This is a genomic window from Providencia sp. PROV150, assembly GCF_028481025.1.
Classification (GTDB): domain Bacteria; phylum Pseudomonadota; class Gammaproteobacteria; order Enterobacterales; family Enterobacteriaceae; genus Providencia; species Providencia hangzhouensis.
Genome location: NZ_JAMPPJ010000014.1, coordinates 85,770 through 109,529 on the forward strand (window position 1 = coordinate 85,770; position 23,760 = coordinate 109,529).

At 44.1% G+C, this 23,760-nt stretch carries 15 protein-coding genes and 3 pseudogenes; 6 read left to right on the plus strand and 12 right to left on the minus strand.

Annotation, left to right across the window (positions count from 1 at the left end; translation table 11 throughout):
- Positions 1 to 56 precede the first annotated feature (56 nt).
- The 4 genes and pseudogenes from rhuM (PSE83_RS11755) to PSE83_RS11770 all read right to left on the minus strand — a co-directional run.
- Positions 57 to 173 (minus strand): annotated as a pseudogene (gene rhuM / locus PSE83_RS11755) (RhuM family protein); the annotation flags it as partial.
- A 33-nt stretch (positions 174 to 206) separates the two neighbouring features.
- Positions 207 to 1,322 carry an alpha/beta hydrolase gene (locus PSE83_RS11760; RefSeq protein ID WP_442960078.1) on the minus strand — a complete coding sequence of 372 codons (1,116 nt, stop codon included), beginning with the start codon at positions 1,320 to 1,322 and terminating at the stop codon, positions 207 to 209.
- Between the two features lie 6 nt (positions 1,323 to 1,328).
- Positions 1,329 to 1,805 carry a cyclophilin-like fold protein gene (locus PSE83_RS11765; protein WP_004263133.1) on the minus strand — a complete coding sequence of 159 codons (477 nt, stop codon included), beginning with the start codon at positions 1,803 to 1,805 and terminating at the stop codon, positions 1,329 to 1,331.
- Position 1,806: 1 nt separating this feature from the next.
- Positions 1,807 to 3,009 carry an MFS transporter gene (locus tag PSE83_RS11770; RefSeq protein WP_004263135.1) on the minus strand — a complete coding sequence of 401 codons (1,203 nt, stop codon included), beginning with the start codon at positions 3,007 to 3,009 and terminating at the stop codon, positions 1,807 to 1,809.
- A gap of 111 nt (positions 3,010 to 3,120) precedes the next feature.
- On the opposite strand from PSE83_RS11770, the gene PSE83_RS11775 reads away from it, so the two are divergent.
- On the plus strand, positions 3,121 to 4,017 hold the full coding sequence (locus PSE83_RS11775) for a LysR family transcriptional regulator (RefSeq protein ID WP_172766728.1): 897 nt from the start codon (positions 3,121 to 3,123) through the stop codon (positions 4,015 to 4,017).
- Between the two features lie 68 nt (positions 4,018 to 4,085).
- Here PSE83_RS11775 and rhuM (PSE83_RS11780) read toward each other — a convergent pair.
- The 8 genes and pseudogenes from rhuM (PSE83_RS11780) to PSE83_RS11815 form a co-directional block, all read right to left on the minus strand.
- Positions 4,086 to 4,349: pseudogene (gene rhuM, locus PSE83_RS11780) on the minus strand (RhuM family protein); the annotation flags it as partial.
- 361 nt (positions 4,350 to 4,710) lie between these two features.
- Positions 4,711 to 5,547, minus strand: a pseudogene (locus PSE83_RS11785) (DUF932 domain-containing protein).
- Positions 5,548 to 5,608: 61 nt separating this feature from the next.
- Positions 5,609 to 6,025, minus strand: a complete 417-nt coding sequence (locus PSE83_RS11790; protein WP_172766727.1) for an antirestriction protein — start codon at positions 6,023 to 6,025, stop codon at positions 5,609 to 5,611.
- A gap of 89 nt (positions 6,026 to 6,114) precedes the next feature.
- Positions 6,115 to 6,294, minus strand: a complete 180-nt coding sequence (locus PSE83_RS11795; protein WP_272660864.1) for a hypothetical protein — start codon at positions 6,292 to 6,294, stop codon at positions 6,115 to 6,117.
- Between the two features lie 96 nt (positions 6,295 to 6,390).
- Entirely contained in the window at positions 6,391 to 7,440 is a 1,050-nt protein-coding gene (locus PSE83_RS11800; protein WP_172766725.1) for a hypothetical protein, read from the minus strand.
- A 9-nt stretch (positions 7,441 to 7,449) separates the two neighbouring features.
- Positions 7,450 to 8,127, minus strand: a complete 678-nt coding sequence (locus PSE83_RS11805; RefSeq protein WP_172766724.1) for a helix-turn-helix transcriptional regulator — start codon at positions 8,125 to 8,127, stop codon at positions 7,450 to 7,452.
- Positions 8,128 to 8,182: 55 nt separating this feature from the next.
- Positions 8,183 to 8,911 (minus strand): DUF3944 domain-containing protein, encoded by a 729-nt coding sequence (locus PSE83_RS11810; protein ID WP_172766723.1) that lies wholly within the window; start codon positions 8,909 to 8,911, stop codon positions 8,183 to 8,185.
- Positions 8,912 to 9,126: 215 nt separating this feature from the next.
- A complete protein-coding gene (locus PSE83_RS11815; protein WP_172766722.1) occupies positions 9,127 to 10,047 on the minus strand; it encodes a hypothetical protein in 921 nt (306 codons plus the stop codon).
- A 523-nt stretch (positions 10,048 to 10,570) separates the two neighbouring features.
- Between PSE83_RS11815 and PSE83_RS11820 the strand changes: the two genes are divergently transcribed.
- From PSE83_RS11820 to PSE83_RS11840, 5 genes are all read left to right on the plus strand, one after another.
- Positions 10,571 to 11,623, plus strand: a complete 1,053-nt coding sequence (locus tag PSE83_RS11820; RefSeq protein WP_272660865.1) for a YagK/YfjJ domain-containing protein — start codon at positions 10,571 to 10,573, stop codon at positions 11,621 to 11,623.
- Between the two features lie 113 nt (positions 11,624 to 11,736).
- On the plus strand, positions 11,737 to 11,955 hold the full coding sequence (locus PSE83_RS11825; protein WP_172766720.1) for a helix-turn-helix transcriptional regulator: 219 nt from the start codon (positions 11,737 to 11,739) through the stop codon (positions 11,953 to 11,955).
- Positions 11,956 to 12,245: 290 nt separating this feature from the next.
- Positions 12,246 to 12,515 carry a DUF7828 domain-containing protein gene (locus PSE83_RS11830; protein WP_172766719.1) on the plus strand — a complete coding sequence of 90 codons (270 nt, stop codon included), beginning with the start codon at positions 12,246 to 12,248 and terminating at the stop codon, positions 12,513 to 12,515.
- Between the two features lie 718 nt (positions 12,516 to 13,233).
- Positions 13,234 to 14,874 carry a ShlB/FhaC/HecB family hemolysin secretion/activation protein gene (locus tag PSE83_RS11835; protein WP_272660869.1) on the plus strand — a complete coding sequence of 547 codons (1,641 nt, stop codon included), beginning with the start codon at positions 13,234 to 13,236 and terminating at the stop codon, positions 14,872 to 14,874.
- 78 nt (positions 14,875 to 14,952) lie between these two features.
- On the plus strand, positions 14,953 to 23,760 hold an 8,808-nt coding region (locus PSE83_RS11840; RefSeq protein ID WP_272660866.1), incomplete at its 3' end, for a hemagglutinin repeat-containing protein.

A 23,760-nucleotide genomic window follows, 5' to 3' on the forward strand; every position in this document is an offset into this window, starting at 1 on the left:
AATACTGGGAGGTTCTTAATACACTTTTTATAGTTATGAACCGCTAGTAAGTAATTCAGCCGCTCATCATCCATCACAAACCCTTTGATCAGATACCGTTCTAGCGTTTGCGTTGCCTACTGGCGAAATTGAGTGCCACCAACAGATGGAACGCAGTAACTGACAGCAAGCACATTATTTTACTAAAAAATAATGTGCAACTATATTTATAAATTCTGTTGAAAGAAAACTGTCAGTTTATCGAAAGGGATCTTGCTTAGATTATCATATAAATCAACATGATCAGCATTTGGAATAATCAAGAGTTCTTTAGGATCTGAAGCTACTTTGTACACATCTTCAGAATAATAACGAGAATGTGCATTTTCCCCTGCAATCAGCAAAATTGGTCTTGGTGATATCATTTCAATATTGGTATGCATAGGAAAATTAAAAAAAGATATAGGCGTTGTTGCTGTCCACGCGGTTGTTGAATTAATTGAACGGGGATGAAAACCTCGAGGAGTACGGTAATAATCAAAAAATGCGGCTAATACAGGCGGTGCATTCTCTGGCAGAGTCTCCGGTAAAACACGTTGTCCCTCGATAATATTGCCATCTTCATCGAATGGCACCTCATGGTAACCTAAAGCATAGTGTCCGTTTTTTGCATCTTTCCAGCGCTGCTGGCTAAGATAATCAATCACTTTATGTCGTTCTTCAATGGTGTAACTATCTTGGTATCCGCGGCTAATACTGCGAGACATATCGTACATTGATGCTGCTGCTACGGCTTTAATACGTGAATCGCTACTCGCTGCAGTTAAAGCCATACCACTTAATCCGCAGATAGCTAACGCACCAATACGCTCGCGATCCACATTTGGCTGTAGCCCTAAAAAATCGACAGCAGCACTAAAGTCTTCCGTATTGATATCCGCAGAAGCAACATTTCGAGGCTCACCCTCACTTTCTCCAGTAAAAGAGGGATCAAATGCTAGAGTAATAAAACCACGCTCTGCTAATGTTTGCGCATACAACCCCGAAGACTGCTCTTTTACTGCGCCAAATGGGCCACTCAATACAATCGCAGCAAATAACCCACTAGTATGTTTAGGTTGATATAAATCTCCGACTAAGGCTAAACCATAGCGATTTTTGAATGTGACTTTTCTATGTTCAACCTTATCACTTTTTACAAAGGTTTTATCCCATAGCTCACTGAAATTTGTATTTGGTTGCGCTAATACTGGTGATGTCATTATTGATGCCATACTCGCAACAGCAATACTTGCCCCCGTTAATTTCAATAAATCTCTACGTTCATGATTCATAATATGCATCCTCTTTTAGTTATTTCTTTGGATAAGCTCTATCACAGCTTGTTTTGGTGATGTAAATTGTAAATATTCCAGCCCATCGGTTATTTTTCCTAATTTAAATAACCCTGAGGAGTAACTAAATGGTTGATAAAAAATAGCAATATTTCCCCAAGGGGCATAATAAGTAATATCCCCAATCTCTGGCACGATCCCACTGGATGAATTATGAGTTAGTAGTTTTCGGGGAAGATAAGTGATTTTTTCTGTGGATGAATAATCTGCTAACTCAACAGTGAGCGGTAATAAACTGATAAAATCACGCGTCATTTCTGAATCTTTTAATTCTGCCTTGATTATTTGCGTATCAAGACGAATTTCGATTAAATACACTTTAGGTTCTATTGGTAAACTACGTGCCAATAATGGCTGGCTGATGCAGGCAAATACCAACAGAAAATAAAAATTTAATGGGGTAAGCCTATTTTTAAATAATAGATTCAACATATTATTTTTCCTTTTCAGCCTTTGCTGTGCATTGAACAAGTATTGCTGCGACTACAAGAAATAACGCACTGATTGCAAAGGTACTTTCATAGCCCATCAAATCAAATATTATGCCTCCCACCGAAGCGCCGCAGGCAATGGAAAGTTGGATCACAGCAACCATCAATCCTCCTCCGGCTTCTGCGTTATTTGAAAATATGCGAGGTATCCAGCTCCACCAACCAACAGGCGCCGCAGTCGCGATAAAACCCCAAATACTCAATAATACGATGGAAGTAAGACTGGAATAGCCAAAGAAAATAAGTGATACCGCAATACTGGCCATCAATAGTGGAATGGCGATTAATGTTTGATAGAACCCTATTTTTAATACACGATTAATCAGTAGAGTTCCGATAAATCCCGTAATACCAATAAGTAACAAACTAAATGTCACCATCGAGATATCGACTTTTACGACGGTCTCAAGGAAAGGACGCACATAGGTAAATAAGGTAAACTGCCCCATAAAAAATAACCCGATAGCAAGCATACCCAGTGTGATAACGCGATATTTAAAGAAGCTAAAAATACTGAAAATCTGAGGCGTATTTTGATGACTGTTCGGATCAGTTGGCATTGAGGGTAAACTCACCCACAACCACACAATAGTTGCAATCGCGATAGGCACCAAGCCTAAAAATGCCCCTCGCCATCCAATAGTTGAGCCCAAATAAGCCCCTAAAGGTGCAGCAATGACAGTTGCTAGCGCATTGCCGCTATTGAAAATAGCCAGTGCCTTAGGAACTTGATCTATCGGCACAAGGCGCATTGCTATCGCAGCAGACATAGACCAAAAACCGCCAACAACAATACCGATTAGCGCACGGCCAACCATATAAGTATAATAATTGGTGGCTAAAGCAATCATCGCGCCTGACGCCCCCATTAAGACCGTAAGCCCTAGCAATAAGGTTTTACGATTTAAATTATGAGTAAGTGCAGAAATAAATAAGCTCGTTATGACAGCAAATATTCCTGAGATAGTAATACCTTGTCCCGCCATTCCTTCTGTCACCTGAAAATCAAGCGCTAACGGTGTTAACAAGCTCACAGGCATAAATTCTGAGGCTATCAATACAAAAACACATAGCGTCATGGCAAAAACTGCACTCCAGTTCGCTCTTTCAGGAAAATTTCGCTCTTGAAAAATGGCATTATCCATCAATTATATTCGCCTATGTAACTACGATATTTAATGGACATCATCATGGCATACAGGTAATAATTTAATTAGTGGGTATAATCTTCATGAACTTGTGAGAAAAATTCATTAATGATGAAAGGTAAAATGAATGACTTGCACGCTTTTCTTATCGTTGCTCAAGAGCAAAGTTTTACAAAAGCGGCTGCAAGACTTGGTGTGACGCCTTCGGCATTAAGCCATACAATACGACTTTTGGAAGAACGCTTAGGGATTCGACTTCTCGCAAGAACAACCCGAAATGTTTCAGTAACAGAGGCTGGCGCACAGCTAATGAATGCCATCCGACCATTATTTGAACAGATTGATATTGAACTTAATGCATTAAGTGAGTTAAGAGACAGCCCTAGAGGGACTATTCGCTTAAGTTGTACCGATGACCAAATCGAAATTTATATTCGACCAATATTGAATAGTTTTTTACAAAAATATCCTGATATCACAATAGAAATATATGTGGACTATGGTTTTACAAACATTGTTGAAGAACGTTTCGATGCAGGAATTCGAATTGGCGATGATATCAATAAAGACATGATAGCAGTTCGCATTGGGCCAGATTGGCGCTTAATTGCAGTCGCTTCACCGGACTATTTTAAACAGCACCCTAAACCTTTATTTCCTAACGACTTATCTGAACATCAATGCATCAATATTCGCCATCGTGCTGCGGGGGCTATTTATGCGTGGGAATTTAAACAAAATGATCATACAACAAGTATAAAGGTGGATGGGCAACTCGTTTTCAATAGTACACTGCACCAGTTAAATGCAGCGCTGGACGGAATGGGAATAGCCTATATTCCAGAACATTTAGCCGAGCCTTATATTGCCAAGGGGAAGTTACAGGCTGTATTAATCGATTATAGCCCTTACTTTGAAGGTTTTCACCTGTATTACCCAAACCGTCGACAGTCCTCACCCGCTTTTATGGCTTTTGTAGAAGCGATACGGTATCGAACAAAGTAGTCGCATTTGGTGAGTTGGATAAATAGCAGTGCCCCCATTAATACCCCCAGATTGGTTTTTTAGTAGTAGGCTTTTTTACTAATCCCACCAGCACATTGCAAAACTTCACGGTCATTAAAACTTAAAAACTGATCCAGCTTTGTATCCCAATCCTGTAAAAAAACTTGCTTACGACGCAGTGCTTGGTCTTCTGCAAAATCTAACCACATATTGACGATACGGTTTAATTCTTTCAGTTCATTTTCTCGAAGATAGTTCTTCGCGATCGTGACATCGGTTTTACGCACCTCATCAAATTTATAGCTGGTTAAGCCCATATCCAACTGACTGGCTTTGAGCTTCATTGTGGGGGCATCCAAAAAATAGGGAAAAATTATGCCCCCAATTTTGCCCCCAAACAGGGGTATAAACCAGTAAACAAGGGGAGAATCAGACAGACTTCAAAGTGATTAATCTTGTTGATTTAAAAGGAAAATATAGACTTTTGGAGAAATTCAGAAACTGCGTTTGGCGATCACAGGAGTCGCATATAGATAAAAACAATATGATTTAAAAAGAAATTATTAATATGGATAAATAATTAACCCCCAAATGCACCCCCAAAGCAAAAATCACACCTAAACTAATAATCTAGTTAAGGGGTTAATGAGTGGGTTGTTAACAAGATAATTATACCCCCTCATGACCCTTCTGTTAAATAGTTTGCCTCCCATTAAAATGTTCGTGCATCTTTTCTGTCATGACCCACAGCGCCTTGTTCAATTTGATATCGCCATCAATACCATTCACAGAACGAGTACGAGCTCGCTTGCCTTTAGCGTTCCTACCTGATAATCCTCCCTTGATTAAATTTTCCTGCAAACGTTGATATACCGTCCAAAGATCATCTTTCTTATCCTCCCAGCGACGAGGCTGCAATACTTGCTCTTCGGTAATAGGTTGATGTTCATCACCAAAGCGGTAGGTTAAAGCCGCTTGTGCTAAGGCTTGCTGTGCTGCTGGAGGTAACATGAGAGATTGCATTTGTTCACGCTTTTCTGCCACAGTATCAAAGGTTTTTAACACCTCATAAGCCCCTTCAATTACCTTGCCAACAACATCGCCTTTATGCGGTACACGCACTTCACCAAAGGTGTCTCCACAAACTAAACCATTTTGACATACAGCTCTAAATAACCCCGGCAACATCTGATAACTGCTTGATCCATCATGGCTATTTAGCAAGATAATTTCAGGTACTTGTATCCCTGTGATTTAATCATGGCGACGTAACCGTAACATGTGCTTGGTGTGTTCTCGACGGCTAATATCACGCACACGAGTCTGGCAAGCAAAGAACGGATAAAAGCCTTCTTTTTGAAGACTATCCAATAAGGTAATGGTTGGGATGTAAGTGTACCGTTCACTACGTGAATCGTGTTTTTCTTCTGAGAAAACACTTGGGACAGTACGGAATAATTCTTCTGTGGTTAACGGGCGGTCGCGACGAATGCTATTCGCTGCACCAAAACGGGAAGCTAAACGAGTCATAATAAATTTCCTTGAAAATAAATAAGAGAGGTAAGACTAAGAGAATAAATTAAGGAAGCAGTTAATCGATAAGATGAAAAATAGCTGAACTTTCAGGATGTTGAATGGCGTAGTCACGAAGCTGATAAAAACGGTCGACCAGCAATTCACTTTCAGTTCTAAATGACCACATGCTATACAGCATCAAACAGACGGCCATACCAGCAGCTTCAGGGCTGAGTTTCGCTTCATTACCATTATGCATATTAAACAGTGTTAATTTTTCGGTGCCCAAATCAGGATAAATAAACGCACCTCCATTGGTTAAGGTACAGTATTCCCAATAACCGCCCGTGTATTCCTCACAGAACTGGCCCATGATAGTGAAAATGACCACTTCAAAGGTGGCGAAGCCTTTAACGGTGCCAAAGTAGGTTTGCCAAAAATGCATGCGCTGGTGGTTGGAAACGGGTGTTGCGATGATAGGTTCAAGTGTCATAAGAAAGCCCTTTTGTGGATAGGATTAAATAAAAAAGGCAGACCCGTTGGCCTGCCGTTATGCTGTTATTACATTGAAATAGTTGAATTTTAGTTGTCGCTAAATAATCCGTTAAGCAGTCGCTCAATGGCTCCACCCAATAAGGTTGTGCAAGCAAGCGTCGCCCCAAGTCGAGCTGCTTGAATTTCCGCGTCGGTATACTCACCTTCAAGCGTAAGTTGCTTATTGACCGTCTTCTGGGTGTAGTAAGTGATAGACACCAGTGTCACAACGCTCACAGAGGTGGCGATAAGTTTAAAAATGGACATAGATTACCCTTTAGTCAGGCGTTCACTGGACGTGAACGCCGAATAGCGTGTGAAAACTCAGTATTGATATCGGGCGATATCCGGTTTTTGAAAGGATTGTGTTTGGTAGTAAAATAACGCTTTTGCTATTCCTTTAATAATTTGAGGTGTTTCAAGTTTACCTTGGTACGCCCATGCGACGGCATCCGTTCTTGCTGAACGGCTCAATGTTTTTTCCATCATAGGGGTAAAATCTTCCTGCCCTTGTTTATCCTCTAGGTTATACAGAACATGTGTTAGAACAGGCTTTTCAGAGTTAACGAGGCTCCAAATAAAAACTTGGGTAATTGACCAGTCTTGCGCATTTTTTTGTGCGCGTTTTAGGTCTGTGATGTATTGCTCCGTGATTTGAACGCCTTCATTTTGCTGGTGTTTAAATTGTGTTAGTACATTGGTATTGTATTGCTGAAGCTCAGAGACCTTTTTCCGGAGCGTTGCCTCGACATTTTCCGTTTGGTTTAACCACGGCAATAAATACAAGCCAACAACAGGGGCGTGGTCATTCAATGTCTCCGTTAATGCATTCCACGCTTTAAGCTGGCGCTCGGCTTCCTCTGACGGGGTATAACCGGCATTAAATGCAATCGGTGTCGTCATTGCATAGGGCTGGTCAACATTGCCACGGAGTAGTGACCAGTCCTGTTGAGACAGTGTTGTGATGACCTGTAAAACCTGTGTAAGCCTCTGCTCCTCAATGGTTGAATCTGTTTTCGGTGTTTCCGCATTGGCAAAGCGCGGTATGAGTTTAGTCATACCGTCTATTGCCGTTTGATACCAGTTATTTAAATCGTGGTTAATGGCGGTTTGTAATGCCCCTTCAGCTAACTGACACTTATAGACTACCAAGGGTCTTTCTTGTTCATCCGTTAAGGTTTCCCATGTTGGTGAAACGCAATCTTTACGGTGGTTGAGTACACCACCGAGCGTAACACTGCGGTCGTAATCATAAATCAATCCTTGAACACGCAAAATGTCTTGGGAAACAGCCTTAGCAGGAGTTGAAGTTGCATCATCACATCCCAGCAAAAGTGCGCTGCTGATGCAAACAGTATAAAAAATAGCTTTCATCTTAATGCCTTATAGTTTAACGAGTGATTGGATATATTGGTAATGGGGCAAGGCTTGAATAAACGCCTCTTCACATAACCGTTGGTTGAGGTCTTCACGATAACGAAAGCCCCGCGCCGTCATGACCACATCTTGCAAGGCCATCACATCAAAGACATGAATGTGCTGCGCGATATCGGCAGCGAGATACCAATGACCGTGGTAATAAATCAACTTATACGGGGCAACGTTCGTGATGTTTTTTCCTTGGTGGGCAAATTGCAGCAAACGCCGTTTTACAATGGCTTGTGTCAAGATATAAAAACCCCCGAACAACGAGGGACGCTGTTCTGGTGGGGTATGGTAAACAATAAACGGTGAATCAATTGTTGGGTCGAGCAGAACCGTCAGCAGCTTTCTGTCTAAAGCCGGAAACAGTGAGGTGATATGCGTAATAGCCGCAAAGCGCAGTATGTCCTTATCGGTACGAAAAGGGCGCTGTGATGCCGCCAATCGATAGCCACCTTGGTGATATTCCAAGTCCAAATACTGAAGGCGCTCATTAAAGTCACGCCGTAGGGTACGAGTCGAGACATTGAGCTCTTCTGATAACTCGGATAAATAAACGGTTTCTCCTCGAAATAATTGACTGATAATAAACGCCAACCGAGACGCAAGCCGGTCATGGCGAGACACAGATGTCGACATGATGTTGTCCTTATTAAAATAGCTCCGGCAAGCGGATAGAATGGGAGTGGTGGCCTTATTGCGATAAGGCTTTTTGTCGTAAGTACGCCACAATGATGCAGGCGGGGACGGTGACGCGATAAACGGGTCCTGCTAAGTCAGCGACAAGCCATGCAGAGCTCACTGCAAGACCAATCGGGCCTGCAATCAAGGAAAGTGCTCGGTGTGCGGCAAAGAGTGTACCGAGGGTGGCAACCCCACCTAGCGCATTAATCACGCCAATGGCTGAGAGTGTTGCTACTTCTAGCGCGGCAATGCCTGAGGTACGGATAGCCGCTTGAACAGCAATCAAAATCAGCTGGGGCGTCGGGTTAGTGAGGTTAAGTTGCATATCACGGGAGAAGGCTTGCAACTCTTCAGTCGTCAGCTCATTTAAGCTTTTTTCTAATACTTTCAATAACAAGTTTAATTCTAAGGTTTCGGTATTTCCCTCCTTCGGATAATTGACATCAAGGTGGTCACAGACATCCTGTAAGATTTCACGGTACAACACGCCCTTATTGCCTCGAACGAAGCTCATTAAGCTGTTGGCCCCAAAAGCTTGCAGCTCTGCCGCAATCGACATCCAATATTGCTGGTGCTCTGGATGGTAGAGTTGATATTCAGGCGAGCTGGTTAAGGTTTCAGTCCAACGCTTTTGTCCGTCTTTGCTGTCGTGAGTCAGTACAGACACAAGCAAGCCCAGTTCTTCATTGCTGCATTCACGTAAAAACGCTAAATCGGTATCTAATCGGTAAGTTGCCATCAGTGTTATTCCCCAGTATGAAAAAGAGAACACCACGATAACAACCTTACCGGACAGGTTATGTCCGGCTATTTGACTTTTTTTCGAGAGAGAAATGAAGGGAAATGACAGGGTGTGTCGCAAAAACAACTCAACATATTGATATATAGCAAATAATTACATTACCCATAAAATGATATATATGTGAAAAAAAATTGAATCGTAATGAATTTTATTTATTCATCTTCTTTTTCAATTAGATACGTCAGGTACTCGTTAATTTTCATTCGATTTTGTTTAGCTAATCTCGATAGCTTATCTTTCACACCTTTATCTAAATACGTGTTCAGCACTTTCTTTTCCACGATTTGGGTTCGATAGTTTTCTTGTGACCACGCCTTTTTCATTTTAATAATTAATAACTCTTTTGAGTCTGCCGATATATCTAAACTAACATCAAAACACCCCATTAATTGCACTCGTTCACTAGCAAATGTATAAACTTCTGAACGAGACCATCGAGAAAATAAGCGAGACCTTGCAATATAATTTTTTGCCCATTTCATCTGCATTGGATTACGTTCATCAATCCATGACAGGTAGTTTGTATCCTTGATTAACATCCACTTTCGTTTCAAATATGTAAGAACTTCCTTTTTCTTTTCTATTGAAGAACCCAGTAAATCAAAAAAATACATAATATTATTTAATGCATCTTTTGCATTATTGGGTGATTGAGATAAACCTTGCTTACGATACTCATACTCACCCAATGGAGTTGGGTAATCAATAGGCTCATATTCAGATGTCCGATGCATGCCTCGATATCGATGGTTATTAATAGCAAAAATCTTTTTGTTCGTTAAATAATGATTGATGTAATAGAGAATAAAAAACGTACATCGCTCATTGGATTTAATCCAATCAAATTCTTCATTTTGTATAACTTTACAACTAAATTCGTCTTTCGCCTCACGAATGAATCGCATACGCTCTGTCGTATCTTCCAACTTATTTTTTATCGCTTGATTAAGCTCTTTTTCACTTTGTGAATGGACCTTCATTAATGGAAGATTCAACGTTTTTGAAATGTAAGAACTATAAAAATACCGTTCTCTGTCATTGCTTATTTTTAAGTATTTATCTTGATTAGACATAAACCACCCCCTAAAGAACTACGTAGTAATAGTGTAGCTTATTTTGTCTTTAATTAGTCTCTATTACGTCACAATTTACGTTGTTTTTATGTCATATCTCATGTCTTACACACATATAGACAGATTGATTATAAAATTATTAATTTCAATATATTAAAACAAAAAAGCACTAACTTAAAGCATATGAAAAGTACCTAAAATCAAAAAATAGGTATGATAACCCCAAGCATAACCATTCATTAAACATTGAAACCCGAGTTCAGCTTCTAGGATTGTTTATTATTAATGAGTTAATCAGTATATCTCTTGTTTATCTTGACCCATTCACAATCATGTTAACTACAGAAGAATGAGAACATGTAAAACCATGCTCAATTGTCACTGAAAAACATTACGCATAAGCAATACAACTCCATGCTGATTTTTACCTAAATCAGCATTATTCACATCGAGGCCTATAAAAAATTAAAAATAACTCCTCTGCCTGATTATACGAACCTTTATTCGATCACAGGCAAATAAAATGACAAATCGCGCACTTCACTTAAATCAAGTTGTTCTCTCTACTGTTTTTGAAAATGACCGTCTAACGCTCACTCGAGACCACTCAATGCGTGAGTTGGTCTCGCTACTCATGGGAAATATTAAACACCTTTCAAAACGTCTAACTCATAAATTAGATTTATACAAAGGCATTCCCTTGTCACCTAATAACCCACGCTTGCAGCTCACCTCGGTATCCCCCAAAGGTGAACTCTTTTTAGAAACGCTCAAGTTCATCAATTACATTCAATCAATGGAAAAATCTCGAATACAGCACTTACACCCCTCTCTTGAGTTGTTGGTCTCTCTTTTTAACAAATACCGCCTAAGCGACATTCTGATAGAAGGCGATAAATACTGGCTGGTGGATACCCCAGAACACGTTCAGTGCCTTAACGAGGTCTTCCGTGAGTTCCAAAGCACGTTAAAAAGCCCTGACTATAAAAAGCAAATTCGTACTTTCGAGCAAGGTGCTCAGAAAAACTATCGACGGGCTCAAAAGTATGTTGATTCGTTATATCAACGTTACTCCAAACTGTTAGTTGTGCGTGTAGATCTATCTTACAAAAGTGGAATTAGTCATAAAATCAAAGCTCACCACCTCCGCCAACATCGTCAAGCCCTGTACAAAGCCATTAATAGCGCCCCACTCTTTTCATGCTGCGTTGGGTATATCTTGAAATTAGAATTCGGTATGGAAAAAGGATTCCATTATCACGCCTTATTTTTCTTTAACGGTCAAAAGGTTTGGAGAGACATCACTCTGGGTAAACTCATTGGTGAACTCTGGCAAGAACGTATTACAGGCATGGCTGGTTTGTACTTTAACTGTAATTACCAGAAAGAAAGATATCGCGAACTGGGGATTGGCTTACTAAAACGTGCTGATGAGGGGAGTAAGAAAGGATTGCTCAATGCGGTGAGGTATTTATGTAAAGCTGATGCATGGGTTCGCCTTGCTGTGCCTGAACTCAAACGCACCTTCTGGCGAGGAGAAATCAAACCGAAGAAAACCATCAAAAAACATCAATAACGAGTCACCAAATTATTTTTTACACATCTGGTTAATGATGTGGAGTGATATCCACATCAACCGTTTCGATATCGCTCCTGCTTTTTACCTACTTTAAAAACAGGAGTTTTACCATGAGCACGCAAACTGAAAATATTGCATTACTTGATGACCAATTCATTGACATGAAATTTATCACTGCACTAACTGGGTTAACGGATAAGTGGTTCTATAAGTTGATCCAAGATGGCGAGTTCCCAAAACCAATCAAGTTTGGTCGTATGTCGCGCTGGTTAAAAAGTGAAGTCGTACAATGGCTACAAGTACGCATTGATGAATCGAGAGGAGCCTAGCGTTACCCTAGGCTCTTAAACCACCCGTACGCATTACTGCACATCTTATACATCACACCTAACCTTTGACCATCTACTTCCCTTAAACCGCACCGGACACGATTGAGTGCGTTTTGAGACTCAGTACGCCTTAACACGAACCTCCTTTAATACCAATACAGGCATATGCTCTGCGCCATTCGTATTTTAAAGATGAGTAACCGATACCACCCTGAGTTTTAGATACTCAGGATATTTAATACTAATTGTCCAAAAGGGTTGCACCCATACTTAAATTACATGAAATCAAAATGTCTCTCGCCTTAACACAAAACAATCGATTCGCGGGAGCCACTCAGGAACCAAGTTATTCACGAGAAAACTATTACTGTTCTCACTGCGGCGAGCCCGTCACATTGCATAAGACACCGACTGAGTCATGGCTTACCCATTCAGAGCCTCGGACGGCAGAATATTGTCCACTGGTCATCAGTAAGCGCAAAAGCCTACAAGACAAAGAACGGCTGAACACTCACGTTCGGTCAGCGTCCCCGATTTTGAAGGTCACGGATTGGTTTTGAGTTCAGTGTCGGTGAATACTTTACAAACAATCAAAAATGTTACCCAAAATGTGATGAGGGGATTTGGTGCATTCCTGCGGAGAATGTCACTAATGAACATCGCTTTTTAAAGTGAACAACATTTAAGAACCTCTACCCTGTTGGGTATTAAACACGTTAATCTTGTAGAATAAGAAAATACAAAACATCACACTAACCCATTTAATTACACCGACATCATGACCAGAGTTAAAAAAATAGTGTAATCATCTAATTCAACTTAACTTACACCAAAGTTAACCAATATTTAACGCTTAAAAATCTCACAAATGAAACCAAATACTCCGGTGAATATCTTCCCAAGCATTTATTCACCATATTAAATTTTATTTACCAAAAAATGCGATTTCATCTTATTGTCCTTCTTGTCAATTTATGTAAATGTTAACAATAAATTTAACTTAAGATAACGTTCTCAATGAAAGTCAGCTATTCCCTAAATTCCGTACTTTAAACTCACGCCTAATCAGCGTCACAACGGATTTGTGGGCATATTAGCAAGGATGCCCTGAACCGACATTTCATCACTGGCACCGCCTTAATTCATTGAGTTAGATAAATACATATATTGATTTATGAATTAGGCAAAAATATGCAGGAAAAAGCATCACCCCTTATGCGTCGTCATGTTGACGGGCAACACCGTTTCTTTAAATGGAGTTTGCTAAGCTTATGTTTTATGTCAGCGCCCTTATTAGCTGACCCCATCAACCAAGCACTCTCTATCGATGCCCGTGAGCAGCAACGTCAGCAAGAACGTGAGCGCATGATACAACAGCAAAACAACCCCGTTGTGGATACGCGTATTCAACAGCCTGATTTGTCACTGCCCGATTACCCACAAAATGAACACCCCTGTTTTACCATTTCCACTATTCGCCTTGACGGTGAATCCGCTGCCGATTTTCAATGGGCGCTAAAGGCCGTTAACGATGCCAAAGGCCAATGCTTGGGTAGCCAAGGGATTTTGTTGGTCCTCAATAAAGTCCAAAATGCCATTTTAGAAAAAGGGTATGTCACCACCCGCGTGATGGCACAAGAGCAAGACTTGAATCAAGGTGAGTTAGTCCTCACGCTTCAGCCGGGACGGATTAACGCCATTCGTTTTGATGAAGGCACCTCATGGCGTGGGCGCTTGTGGAATGCCGTTCCTGCTTCCTCGGGCGACATTCTGAATCTACGTGATATTGAGCAAGGGCTGGAAAACTTTAAACGTGTACCCAATGTCACTGCCGATATTCGTATCGAACCCGGCCCAGTTGACGGCACCAGCGACTTAGTGGTCAGTTGGCAAGAAAAACGCCCTGTACGATTAAGCTTGGGTTTAGACGATAGCGGGTCAAAAAGTACCGGACGCTATTTAGGCTCTGCGACGCTAGCCATTGATGCGCCGTTTGCCCAAAACGACATGTTTTACGCCAATATCAGTAAAGATTTGTTTGATAAAGGCCCTTTCGGTAACCACTCTTATACCCTGAACTACTTTATTCCCGTTGGCAATTGGGGCTTTGCCGCCAATTACAATGAATATAATTATCACCAAAATATTCCCAATGCTAACGAAGTGCTGCGTTATAGCGGCAAGAGCGATACCGCACAATTTACCGTGTCACGGTTGCTGTTTCGCGACCAAACCCACAAAACCACCCTTAACCTGCGCACCTACCGAAAAACGGCCAGTAACTCAGTAAACGATATTGATATTGAGCAGCAGCGCCGCCGTACCGCGGGGTGGGAAGTCGGTGTTAATCAGCGCAGCTTCTTAGGCAATGCCACACTCGATGCCAATGTTAACTGGCGTCGCGGCACAGGCGCCTACGGTGCACGCCGAGCCCCTGAAGAAGATACCCACAGCGGCAGCGCTCGCGTGGGGATTTTTCTTGGGGACATCAGTTTCAATCAGCCATTCACGCTGGGTGAACAACCTTGGCGCTGGAATACCGCTTTACGGGGTCAATGGACTCAGCACGCTTTAACACCACAAGAACGCATGTCTATTGGCGGACGTTATACCGTCCGTGGTTTTGACGGTGAGCAAGTGCTGTCGGGTGAAAAAGGCCTGTTATGGCGCAACGAACTGGCATGGAATGCTTTCTCTCAAGGGCAAGAACTGTATTTAGCCGCTGACTACGGGCGTGTTGAAGGCCAAAGTACCAAATACCTTGTGGGGCACCAGCTAGCGGGGACCGCATTAGGGCTTCGCGGCTCAATTTCATCGCGTTTAAGCTACGACCTGTTTGTCGGCGTGCCGTTATATAAGCCGAAAAAATTTGAAACCTCTGGGGCAAGTGCAGGCTTTAGCCTCAACCTTGAAATTTAATCACATTTTATTGATTTGATAGTCGATAGACATTTTCAGTTTTACCCGTGTCTGCACTGTTTTTAAAGGAATACCATCATGAACAAGCATTGTTATCGTTTAATTTTCAGCCGCACTCACGGGGAATTACGTGTTGTATCCGAGCTCGCTAAAAGCTGTAGCACGGAGTCAGGCCAAACGCGTGGCTCAAATGGCGGTCGCCTATGGGTCACTCTGCGCCGCACCTCGCTGCTGCTGTGGTTAGCCTTGTGGGGTGGCTCAGCCATGGCGAGCAGCATCATTGCCGATAACAATGCGCCTAAAAACCAGCGCTCTGATGTGATCAATACGCAAAATGGCATTCCACAAGTCAATATTGCGGCACCGAATGGTTCGGGCATTTCCCATAACCAATATAAACAATTCGATGTCGATAACCGCGGCGCTATTCTTAATAACTCGGCGGTGATGACTTCAACACAAACCGCAGGGATGATCCAAGGCAACCCGAATCTTGACCCGAACAAAGCTCCTGCTCGCGTTATCCTAAATGAAGTCAACAGCAATAACCCGAGCCAAATTAAAGGCTTCCTCGAAGTGGCTGGTGGTAAGGCGCAAGTGATTGTCGCTAACCCATCGGGAATTATTTGTAATGGCTGCGGCACCATTAACGCTGGCCGCATGACCCTCACCACAGGTAAACCGCAATTTAATCAAGACGGTAGCCTTGCGGGATATCAAGTGGAGCGCGGTGTTATCCGTGTTGAAGGCGGTGGCTTGAATGCTGATAGCCGCCACGATACCCAATATGTGGATTTGCTCGCCCGTGCCGTTGAAATCAACTCCGGCGTGTGGGCGAAAGAAAAAATTGCCATCGTTGCGGGTAAAAATAAGGTCGATACTAACAATAAAGCCACCCCGATAGAGAACCAAACTGCACAACCTGAATTTGCCATCGACATGGGGCAAATGGGCGGCATGTACAGCGGTTATATCCACATGGTGGGCACCGAAAAAGGTGTGGGCGTTCGCAACCAAGGCGGGCACATCCAAGCGGATAAAGCGTTAACCGTTAGCAGTAACGGTAAACTCAGTTGGGGCAGCGCATCACAACAAGCGACCACCCAAGCAGGCAGCGATATCACCCTAACCGCCAAAGACACCATCGACCACCAAGGCAAGTTGCACAGCGGCGGTAACTTAAACATTGAAAGCCAAACAGCTTCAGTGAGCAATACAGGCACACTGGCTGCGCTGAAAGATGTCAATATCAATGCGAAAGGCGATATTCACAGCCAAGGCAACGTACTCGCGGGCAGTGACAACAAAAGCAATATTATTAAAGATGCCAATATCACCTTAAACAGCGACGGAAAAATTAATACCCGAGGCACCCTATTAAGTCAACAAAATATCACTGTGGCAGGTCAATCGCTGGATTTAAGCCAGACGCAAGTTGCAGCGTCCAACTTAGCACTCACCGCCAAACAAGGGGATATCGCTCTGACCCAAGGCAAAATTGACGCCAACAACGTCAAACTCAACAGTGCGCGTGATGTTCACGCACAGCAAGTACAGGTCAAAGCCGCGCAATGGAACATCAGCGCTAACAATTTATTTAACCAGAAAGGTACATGGGTACAAATAGGGCAACATGAGAGCCAATTTGCGCTTTCTGGGCAACTGAATAACCAAGGCGGTGCGATTGAAGCCAATCGCCTCATGCTCAATGCCGACTCATTGAACAACCAAGCTGGCCGGCTGGTTGCGTTAGGCAAGAGCCAACAAGATTGGCAGGTGAAAAATAGCGTTAATAATCAGCAAGGTGAAATCGGGGCGAATGGCGATTTAAGCCTAACAGCGAATACGATTGATAACCAATCGGGTACGATTAAAAGCCAAACCAAACTGGCCTTGAATGCCAAAGAGCAGATTGATAATAGCGCGGGTAACCTTGTCGCAGGGAATGCTGTCAACCTGCAAGCAGGCAAATCGCTGAATAACCAATCCGGGACGATTAACAGCCAGCAAGTCACTGTCACCACGGACAATCTCAATAATGCACTGGGTAAACTGATTAGCCAGACGACCCTCGATATTGTCGCTCGCCAGCAAGTGAATAACACCAACGGGTTTATTGGCTCAGGTGATAAATTAACCTTAACCGCTCAAAATGCGGTTAACAACCAACAAGGCACGTTACAAAGTGATACCCAGCTCACGGTTGATGCACAACGCATTGATAACCAAACAGGGAAAATACTGTCTGGTGAGCAACTGGTTCTTAATGCAACTGCTGACCTCGATAACCAGAGCGGAACACTTTACAGCAAAGAGATTACGCTAAATGCAAGCAATATTAAAAACCAGCAAGGACAAGTCGTTGGTGAAAATAGTGTTGATATCACAGCAAAAAATGCGTTCGACAACACCAAAGGTAAAGTGATTGCCAATGAGTCGTTAACCGCGTCTATCGGTCAGCAACTCGCCAACCAAGCAGGTTTACTGCAAAGTGGCAATCAAGCGCTCATCACTGCCCTTTCATTGGATAACCGTGACGGACAAGTACTATCAGGCAAAGCCCTTGATATCACAACCACCGCGCAAATTGATAATGCCAAAGGCGAAATCAGCAGCCAGAACGTCAATATTCATACTGCTCACTTGGATAACCAAATAGGTAAAGTGATTGCGACCCAAAACCTTGATCTCACCAGCCAAGGCGATGTGAATAATCAGTCTGGGTTATTGGAAGCAGGCAATCAATTAACCCTCGATGCCCAAAGGGATATCGCTAACCTGCAAGGTACGATTCAAGCAGGACAACAGGCGAACTTCAGTGCACAAAGCATCGATAATGCCCAAGGCCAGTTGTTATCGGGTAACCAACTCATCGTAAACACGCAAAATGACCTCAATAATAATCAAGGAAAAGTCAGCGCGGGTAAAACATTGCAGTGGCAAGGTAATCATTTCAATAATACCGCGGGCTTGCTACAAAGTGGTGGCACATTAGCGTTAACCGGTAACCAACTGAGTAATCAGCAAAAAGGCCAAATCCTTAGCCAAGATGCGCTATCCTTCGCCCTTAGTGGCGATTTTAATAACCAAGCGGGTATTTTAACCAGCCAAGGTGATACCGCGATTAGCGCTAACCTTGTCAATAACGCGCAAGGGGCACTCAATGCCCTTGGGCGCTTAGATATTCAAGTGGCACAGCTGATTAATAACCGCGATGGGCGCATTTTCAGCCAGCAGGCGCAAACACTCAACGCACAAAATATCCTTAACCAACAGGGCTGGATGGGCAGCTTAGATTCATGGCAGGCCACGGCTCAGTTATTCAATAACCAACGCGGTGAAATCCAAAGCCAGAAAAATGTCGAACTCACGGCGAACGCACTGGAAAACCAGCAAGGCACATTGCAAGCGGGTGGCTCAGCCTCACTGTTGGTTGCCAACGAAATCAATAATATTCAAGGCAAAATCAGTGCCAGTCAAAACCTCACTACCACGGGGCAATCCGTCAAAAACCAGCAAGGGCAATTACTCTCTGGCGGCACATTAGAACTCAGCGCGTCGAATGTCGACAACTCACAAGGCGGCTTACTGTACAGCCAAAAACAACTGTTGTTATCGATTGAGAATGCGCTCAATAACGCTCACGGTAAATTGCAAAGTGGTGAAAACCTCACATTAACCAGTAAAACGTTAGACAATACGTCTGGCAAAATCGAAAGCCAGCAAGCCCTGAATATCACCAGCACTGAGGCGATTGATAATACGGCAGGGTCAATCCTCAGTAATCAAAACCAACAACTGGAAACTAAAACCCTTAAAAACCAGCAAGGGACGGTGAGTAGCCTTGGTGAGCTTGCCCTGAAAGCAAACGAGCTTGATAACACCCAAGGCACCCTGATTAGCCAACGCGCGGGCACCTACAACATCGCGCAGCTCAATAACACACAAGGGAAAATTCACAGCGGTGATACCTTGACGTTAACGGCTGCCGATATCCAAAACCAACAAGGGCAACTGGTTTCCACCAACGCACTGAAACTGATTGCACTCACGTTAGATAATCGACACAACGGTATTTTAAGCAGCCAAGGTCGCCTCACTCTGTTACTCAATGCCTTAGATAACCGCGAAAACGGGCTGGTTCACGGCAGTAAAGAAACCACGCTGACCGTTAAAAACATCGAAAATACCCAAGGTCGACTGCAAAGCAATGAAAACTTAACGTTTTCAGGGGTGAATACCCTCAATAACCAATCAGGTCAGGTGTTAGCCAATGGCGATATTGCGCTGAATACGGATGCAGCGTCCACCTCGGCTCAGCTTGCCCTCTCAAACCAACAAGGCACCCTGCAAAGTGGTTCGGCGCTCGCCATCAACACCCAGTCTATTAACAATCAAGGCGGGACAATCAAAAGCCAGAAAGCGCTTTCGTTGACCGCAGCGCAGGACTACACGCACCGCACAGGCGATACACTGACCAGTAACCAATCGGTCACCCTAAATATTGCAGGCACGTTGACCAACCTCACTGACTGGTTATTACCGGGTGATTTCACCCTATCGAGCCTACACTTCACCAACCAAGGCTCACTGGTCAGTAAAAACCTCGCCATCTCCACCGGTAAATTGGATAACCTGAATCGGTTAGAAGCCGATAAAATGACACTCAACGTCGACGCGTTAAACAATAGCGCCACTTTAATGGGGGATGAGATCCACGTAAAAGCTAAAACCATTGATAATCATGGGAAAAAGGCCGTCATTGCGGCAGCAAAACACATTGACCTACAAACAGAAAAAACACTCACCAACCGCGACCAAGCGCTGATTTACAGTGGTGATACCCTCACACTCACCAGTGCTGACTTAATTGAAAATAACGCCAGTTTTATTGAAGCGGAAGGTGACGTTTCCATTACCGCGCGTCAACTGAATAACTTACGTGAAGGGTTAGATATTCAGCGCGAGGCTGAGGTCGAAAATTATAAAAAGCAACTGTATAACTTTTACTGGCGTTCATTTGAAACTCAGGCCCATAAAAACCCAACTGCGATGGCACCAACCACGCAGCAGTTGACCTTTCAAAACGATCAGGCCGCGTTGGATAACAAGTATGGCACCATCTTAGACATTGATGCCAAAAATAAACGCGCACAAATGAAGGTGAAACAGCAGGATGGTCAAGTCACCACCCTGTGGGTCAATTATTTGGCTCTCACCCCCAATAGTGATGGCAGTTATGCCATGACCTTCTATGAGTCGCGTGGCGTACCGGGACGTATCAAAACCCCACCAACCCCTTACCATGGTGCGGTATGGCGCGTGCACAACCAATCTCGCTATGAAGTGTGGGATCCTAATCAACACATTGATGTGGCGACCGCAACCGGTATTGATGATTTTAGTTGGATACGCGAACGTTCGGTCACAGGCTCTGTCACCCGTGACAAATTGATCTCCGAAGGCATTGGCGCGCGCATTTTGTCGGGCGGCAATATGACGCTCAACATCACGGATTTACTCAAAAATGATGCCAGCACCATTACCTCAACCGGTGATTTGGATATCAAAGGTAAAGGGCACATTGAGAATACTGGCTATTCCGTGAATGAACGCCGTAAAGAATTTTATTCCGACCATTATGATGTCAGTAAAAGCCACTGGTATCCACAGTCCAGTAGTGACAAAACCACGGCACTCACCACCATCGATGGCATTATTTCGGGTAATGGCAATGTCTCGATCACCAGTGCCAATATCACCAATACCACCGTCAATGCCGCACAAATCACGGCGTTAGAAGCAGCGATGAATGCCGCCAAAGCGGAACGTGCAGAATGGGAACGTAATCCACTGGCGTTTGATATTGACGGCGTGAATAAACAAGACCTCAATACCACCGTCACGGAGCAGGGAAAATCTGAGCTTAATCAAACAGAAGGCGCTTCGCCAATCGATCGCCCTCTGCTTCCTGCTGAGCTCGCATTAACCGAGAAACAACACATTGGTGATGTAGCAACCTCAATCCCAGATAATGGCTTATTCCGTCCGAACTTACCCCCAGACAGCCCATTCTTAGTGGTCACCGACCCACGCTTTACCGACAGAAATAAATTTATCAGTAGCGACTACCTACTTGAGCGGGTTGGCTACTCCCCTGCCGATGTGCATAAGCGTTTAGGGGATGGCTTCTATGAACAACGTCTCGTCCGCGAACAAGTATTAAAACTCACCGGTCGCCCTTCTCTGCGTGAAGAAGATGCCATGGCGCAGTATCAATACTTGATGAATAATGGTGTTAAAGTCGCGGAAGAGTTCAACTTGCGTCCCGGTGTTGCCTTGACGCCAGCACAAATCGCCGCTCTGCAACAAGACATTGTGTGGCTGGTCAGTGAAACCCTCGATACACCACAAGGCCCCCAAACGGTGTGGGTTCCGAAAGTCTATTTAGCTAACACAACACTTAGCCTGACACAGCAAGGGGCAATGATCAGTGGTAAAACACTGAACTTATCCGCTGACAGCATTGATAATGCAGGAAACCTGTTGGCTGAAAAAGGCCTTGAGGTCGATGCGAAACAATTTATGCACCGTGATGGCGATATTAAAGCGGATACCATCAATATCCAAGCTGATAGCCTCACGTTGAGCACCAACTTACAAGATGCACTACGCCAAGCAACGATGAGTGCCACCGATATCACCTTAAGTGGCCATGATGTGCAATTGCAAGGCGCTAAACTGGATGCGACAGGCGATATCAAACTCAATGCGCGTGACAATTTATCCATTACAGCGGTAAAAAGTACCCATACCGGCAGTATTGATGTGATTGCGGGAGCGATGGGTGAACGCGGTAATGAAGGTCTAGATGCAACTGGTGGCCTTGCCCATATCAGCGGTGAATGGCAGCTCGCGCAAAGTAGCGAACTCAGCGCTGGTGGTAATCTCAGCCTCAATGCCGGAAAAGATATCACGGTCAAGGGCAGCCAAGCGCAAGCTGACGGCTCGTTGGATGTCAACGCGGGTGGCGATATCAATATCCTATCGGATAAAACCACCAATAAAAGCCAACTTGATGCACAAGGTAATGGTTCTTCCGTCAGTAACACTCGCGAAGAAGACAGTTTAGTGCTCAGTACCCTCAGTGGTGACAAAGGCGTTTCACTGAATGCAGGCAATAACTTGGTGGCAGAAGGCGCCCAAGTCGATAGCCAAGCAGGTAAAGTCAGCGTCTCAGCGCAAGATGTCACCATCACGGCAGCAACCCAAGACACCCACGCGCTAGACCAAGAGCAAACGCGCAATGGCAGCAGCAAAGGCTCACGTGTCGATGAGACCTCATCTCATGAGGTGGTCGGCAGCACATTCAGCGGACAAAACGGCGTCGATATCACCGCGCGTGATAAAGACATCACCGTCACGGGCAGCACCATTCACAGTGAAAAAGGGGAAATTACCCTTGATGCTAAACAAAATGTGATGCTCAATACCGCCACTGAAGAAAATAAAAAATATGTTGAAGAGCAGCGTAGCAGTAAAGGCTTCTTAAGCGCCAGCAGTGAGCACACCACCCAAAACGATGAAACCACGCGAGAAAAAGGCAGCTTGCTCAGTGGCGAAAAAGTTACCATCAACGCAGGTAATGACCTGACCGTCAAAGGCTCCTCCGTGGTCGCAGAAAACGATGTCAGCTTAACCGCTGGCAATAATGTTGATATTACTGCCGCGACGGAAACCGACTCGCATTATCTGCTCGAAGAGAAGAAAAAAAGCGGCCTAATGAGCAGCGGTGGCATTGGCTTTAGTGTGGGTAAACAATCCTCTCGCCATGAAGTGGATGAAAAAGGCACCACCCAAAGCCAAAGTGTCAGCACCATTGGCAGTACACAAGGTAATGTTAATATCACCGCAGGCAACAAACTGCATGTGGGCGGCGCTGACCTGATTGCTCAAAAAGACTTAAACCTCACAGGCGACAGCGTGCAAATCGACCCAGGCTATGATGAGCGTACCCGCACGGAGACATTTGAAACCAAGCAAAGTGGGTTTGGTATTTCACTCTCTGGCAGTGCAGGCAGCGCCCTCAATACTGCCGTCAGCACCGCACAACAAGCTCGTAAAGAAAGTGACGGTCGTTTAAATGCCCTGCAAAACACTAAGGCAGTGTTATCAGGGGTCCAAGCCCAGCAAGCCGTTGAATTAGATGGCCTTAAAACTGAGGCCGCCAATAACTACAATGCGGCAAACAACCTCAAGCCGGGTGATAAAGACTACCAAAAAGGCGCAACCAATACAGTTGGTGTCAACGTATCCTACGGCAGCCAATCGTCGAAAAGTGAAACCCACACCGACAGCCGCCAATCCCAAGGCAGCACCTTAAACGCAGGCCAAAACCTCTCGATTACCACAACGGGTAAAAACAAAGATACCAACCCTGACAGCGGTAATATCACGGTCGTCGGCAGTGAACTCAAAGCCGGCAAAGACTTGTCACTGTCTGCCACACAAGATATCAACCTTGTTTCTGCTCAAAACACGGAGCAGACCACCAGTAAAAACAGCAGCAAAGGCAGCAGTGTCGGGGTTGGCGTAGGCGTGGGTACAGGCGGCTACGGGGTCAATGTTTCAGCCTCCGTCAACCAAGGCAAAGGCCATGAAAAAGGCAATGGCCTCACTCACACCGAAACCACATTGGATGCAGGCAATAAACTCACCTTAAACAGTGGGCAAGATACCACCCTCAAAGGGGCGCAAGTCAGTGGTGAACAAGTCACTGTCAATGTCGGTCGTGACCTCACTTTGCAAAGTGAGCAAGACAGCGACCACTATGATGCTAAACAGCAAGAGGTCAGCGTCGGTGGCGGTTACACGATAGGTGGTACG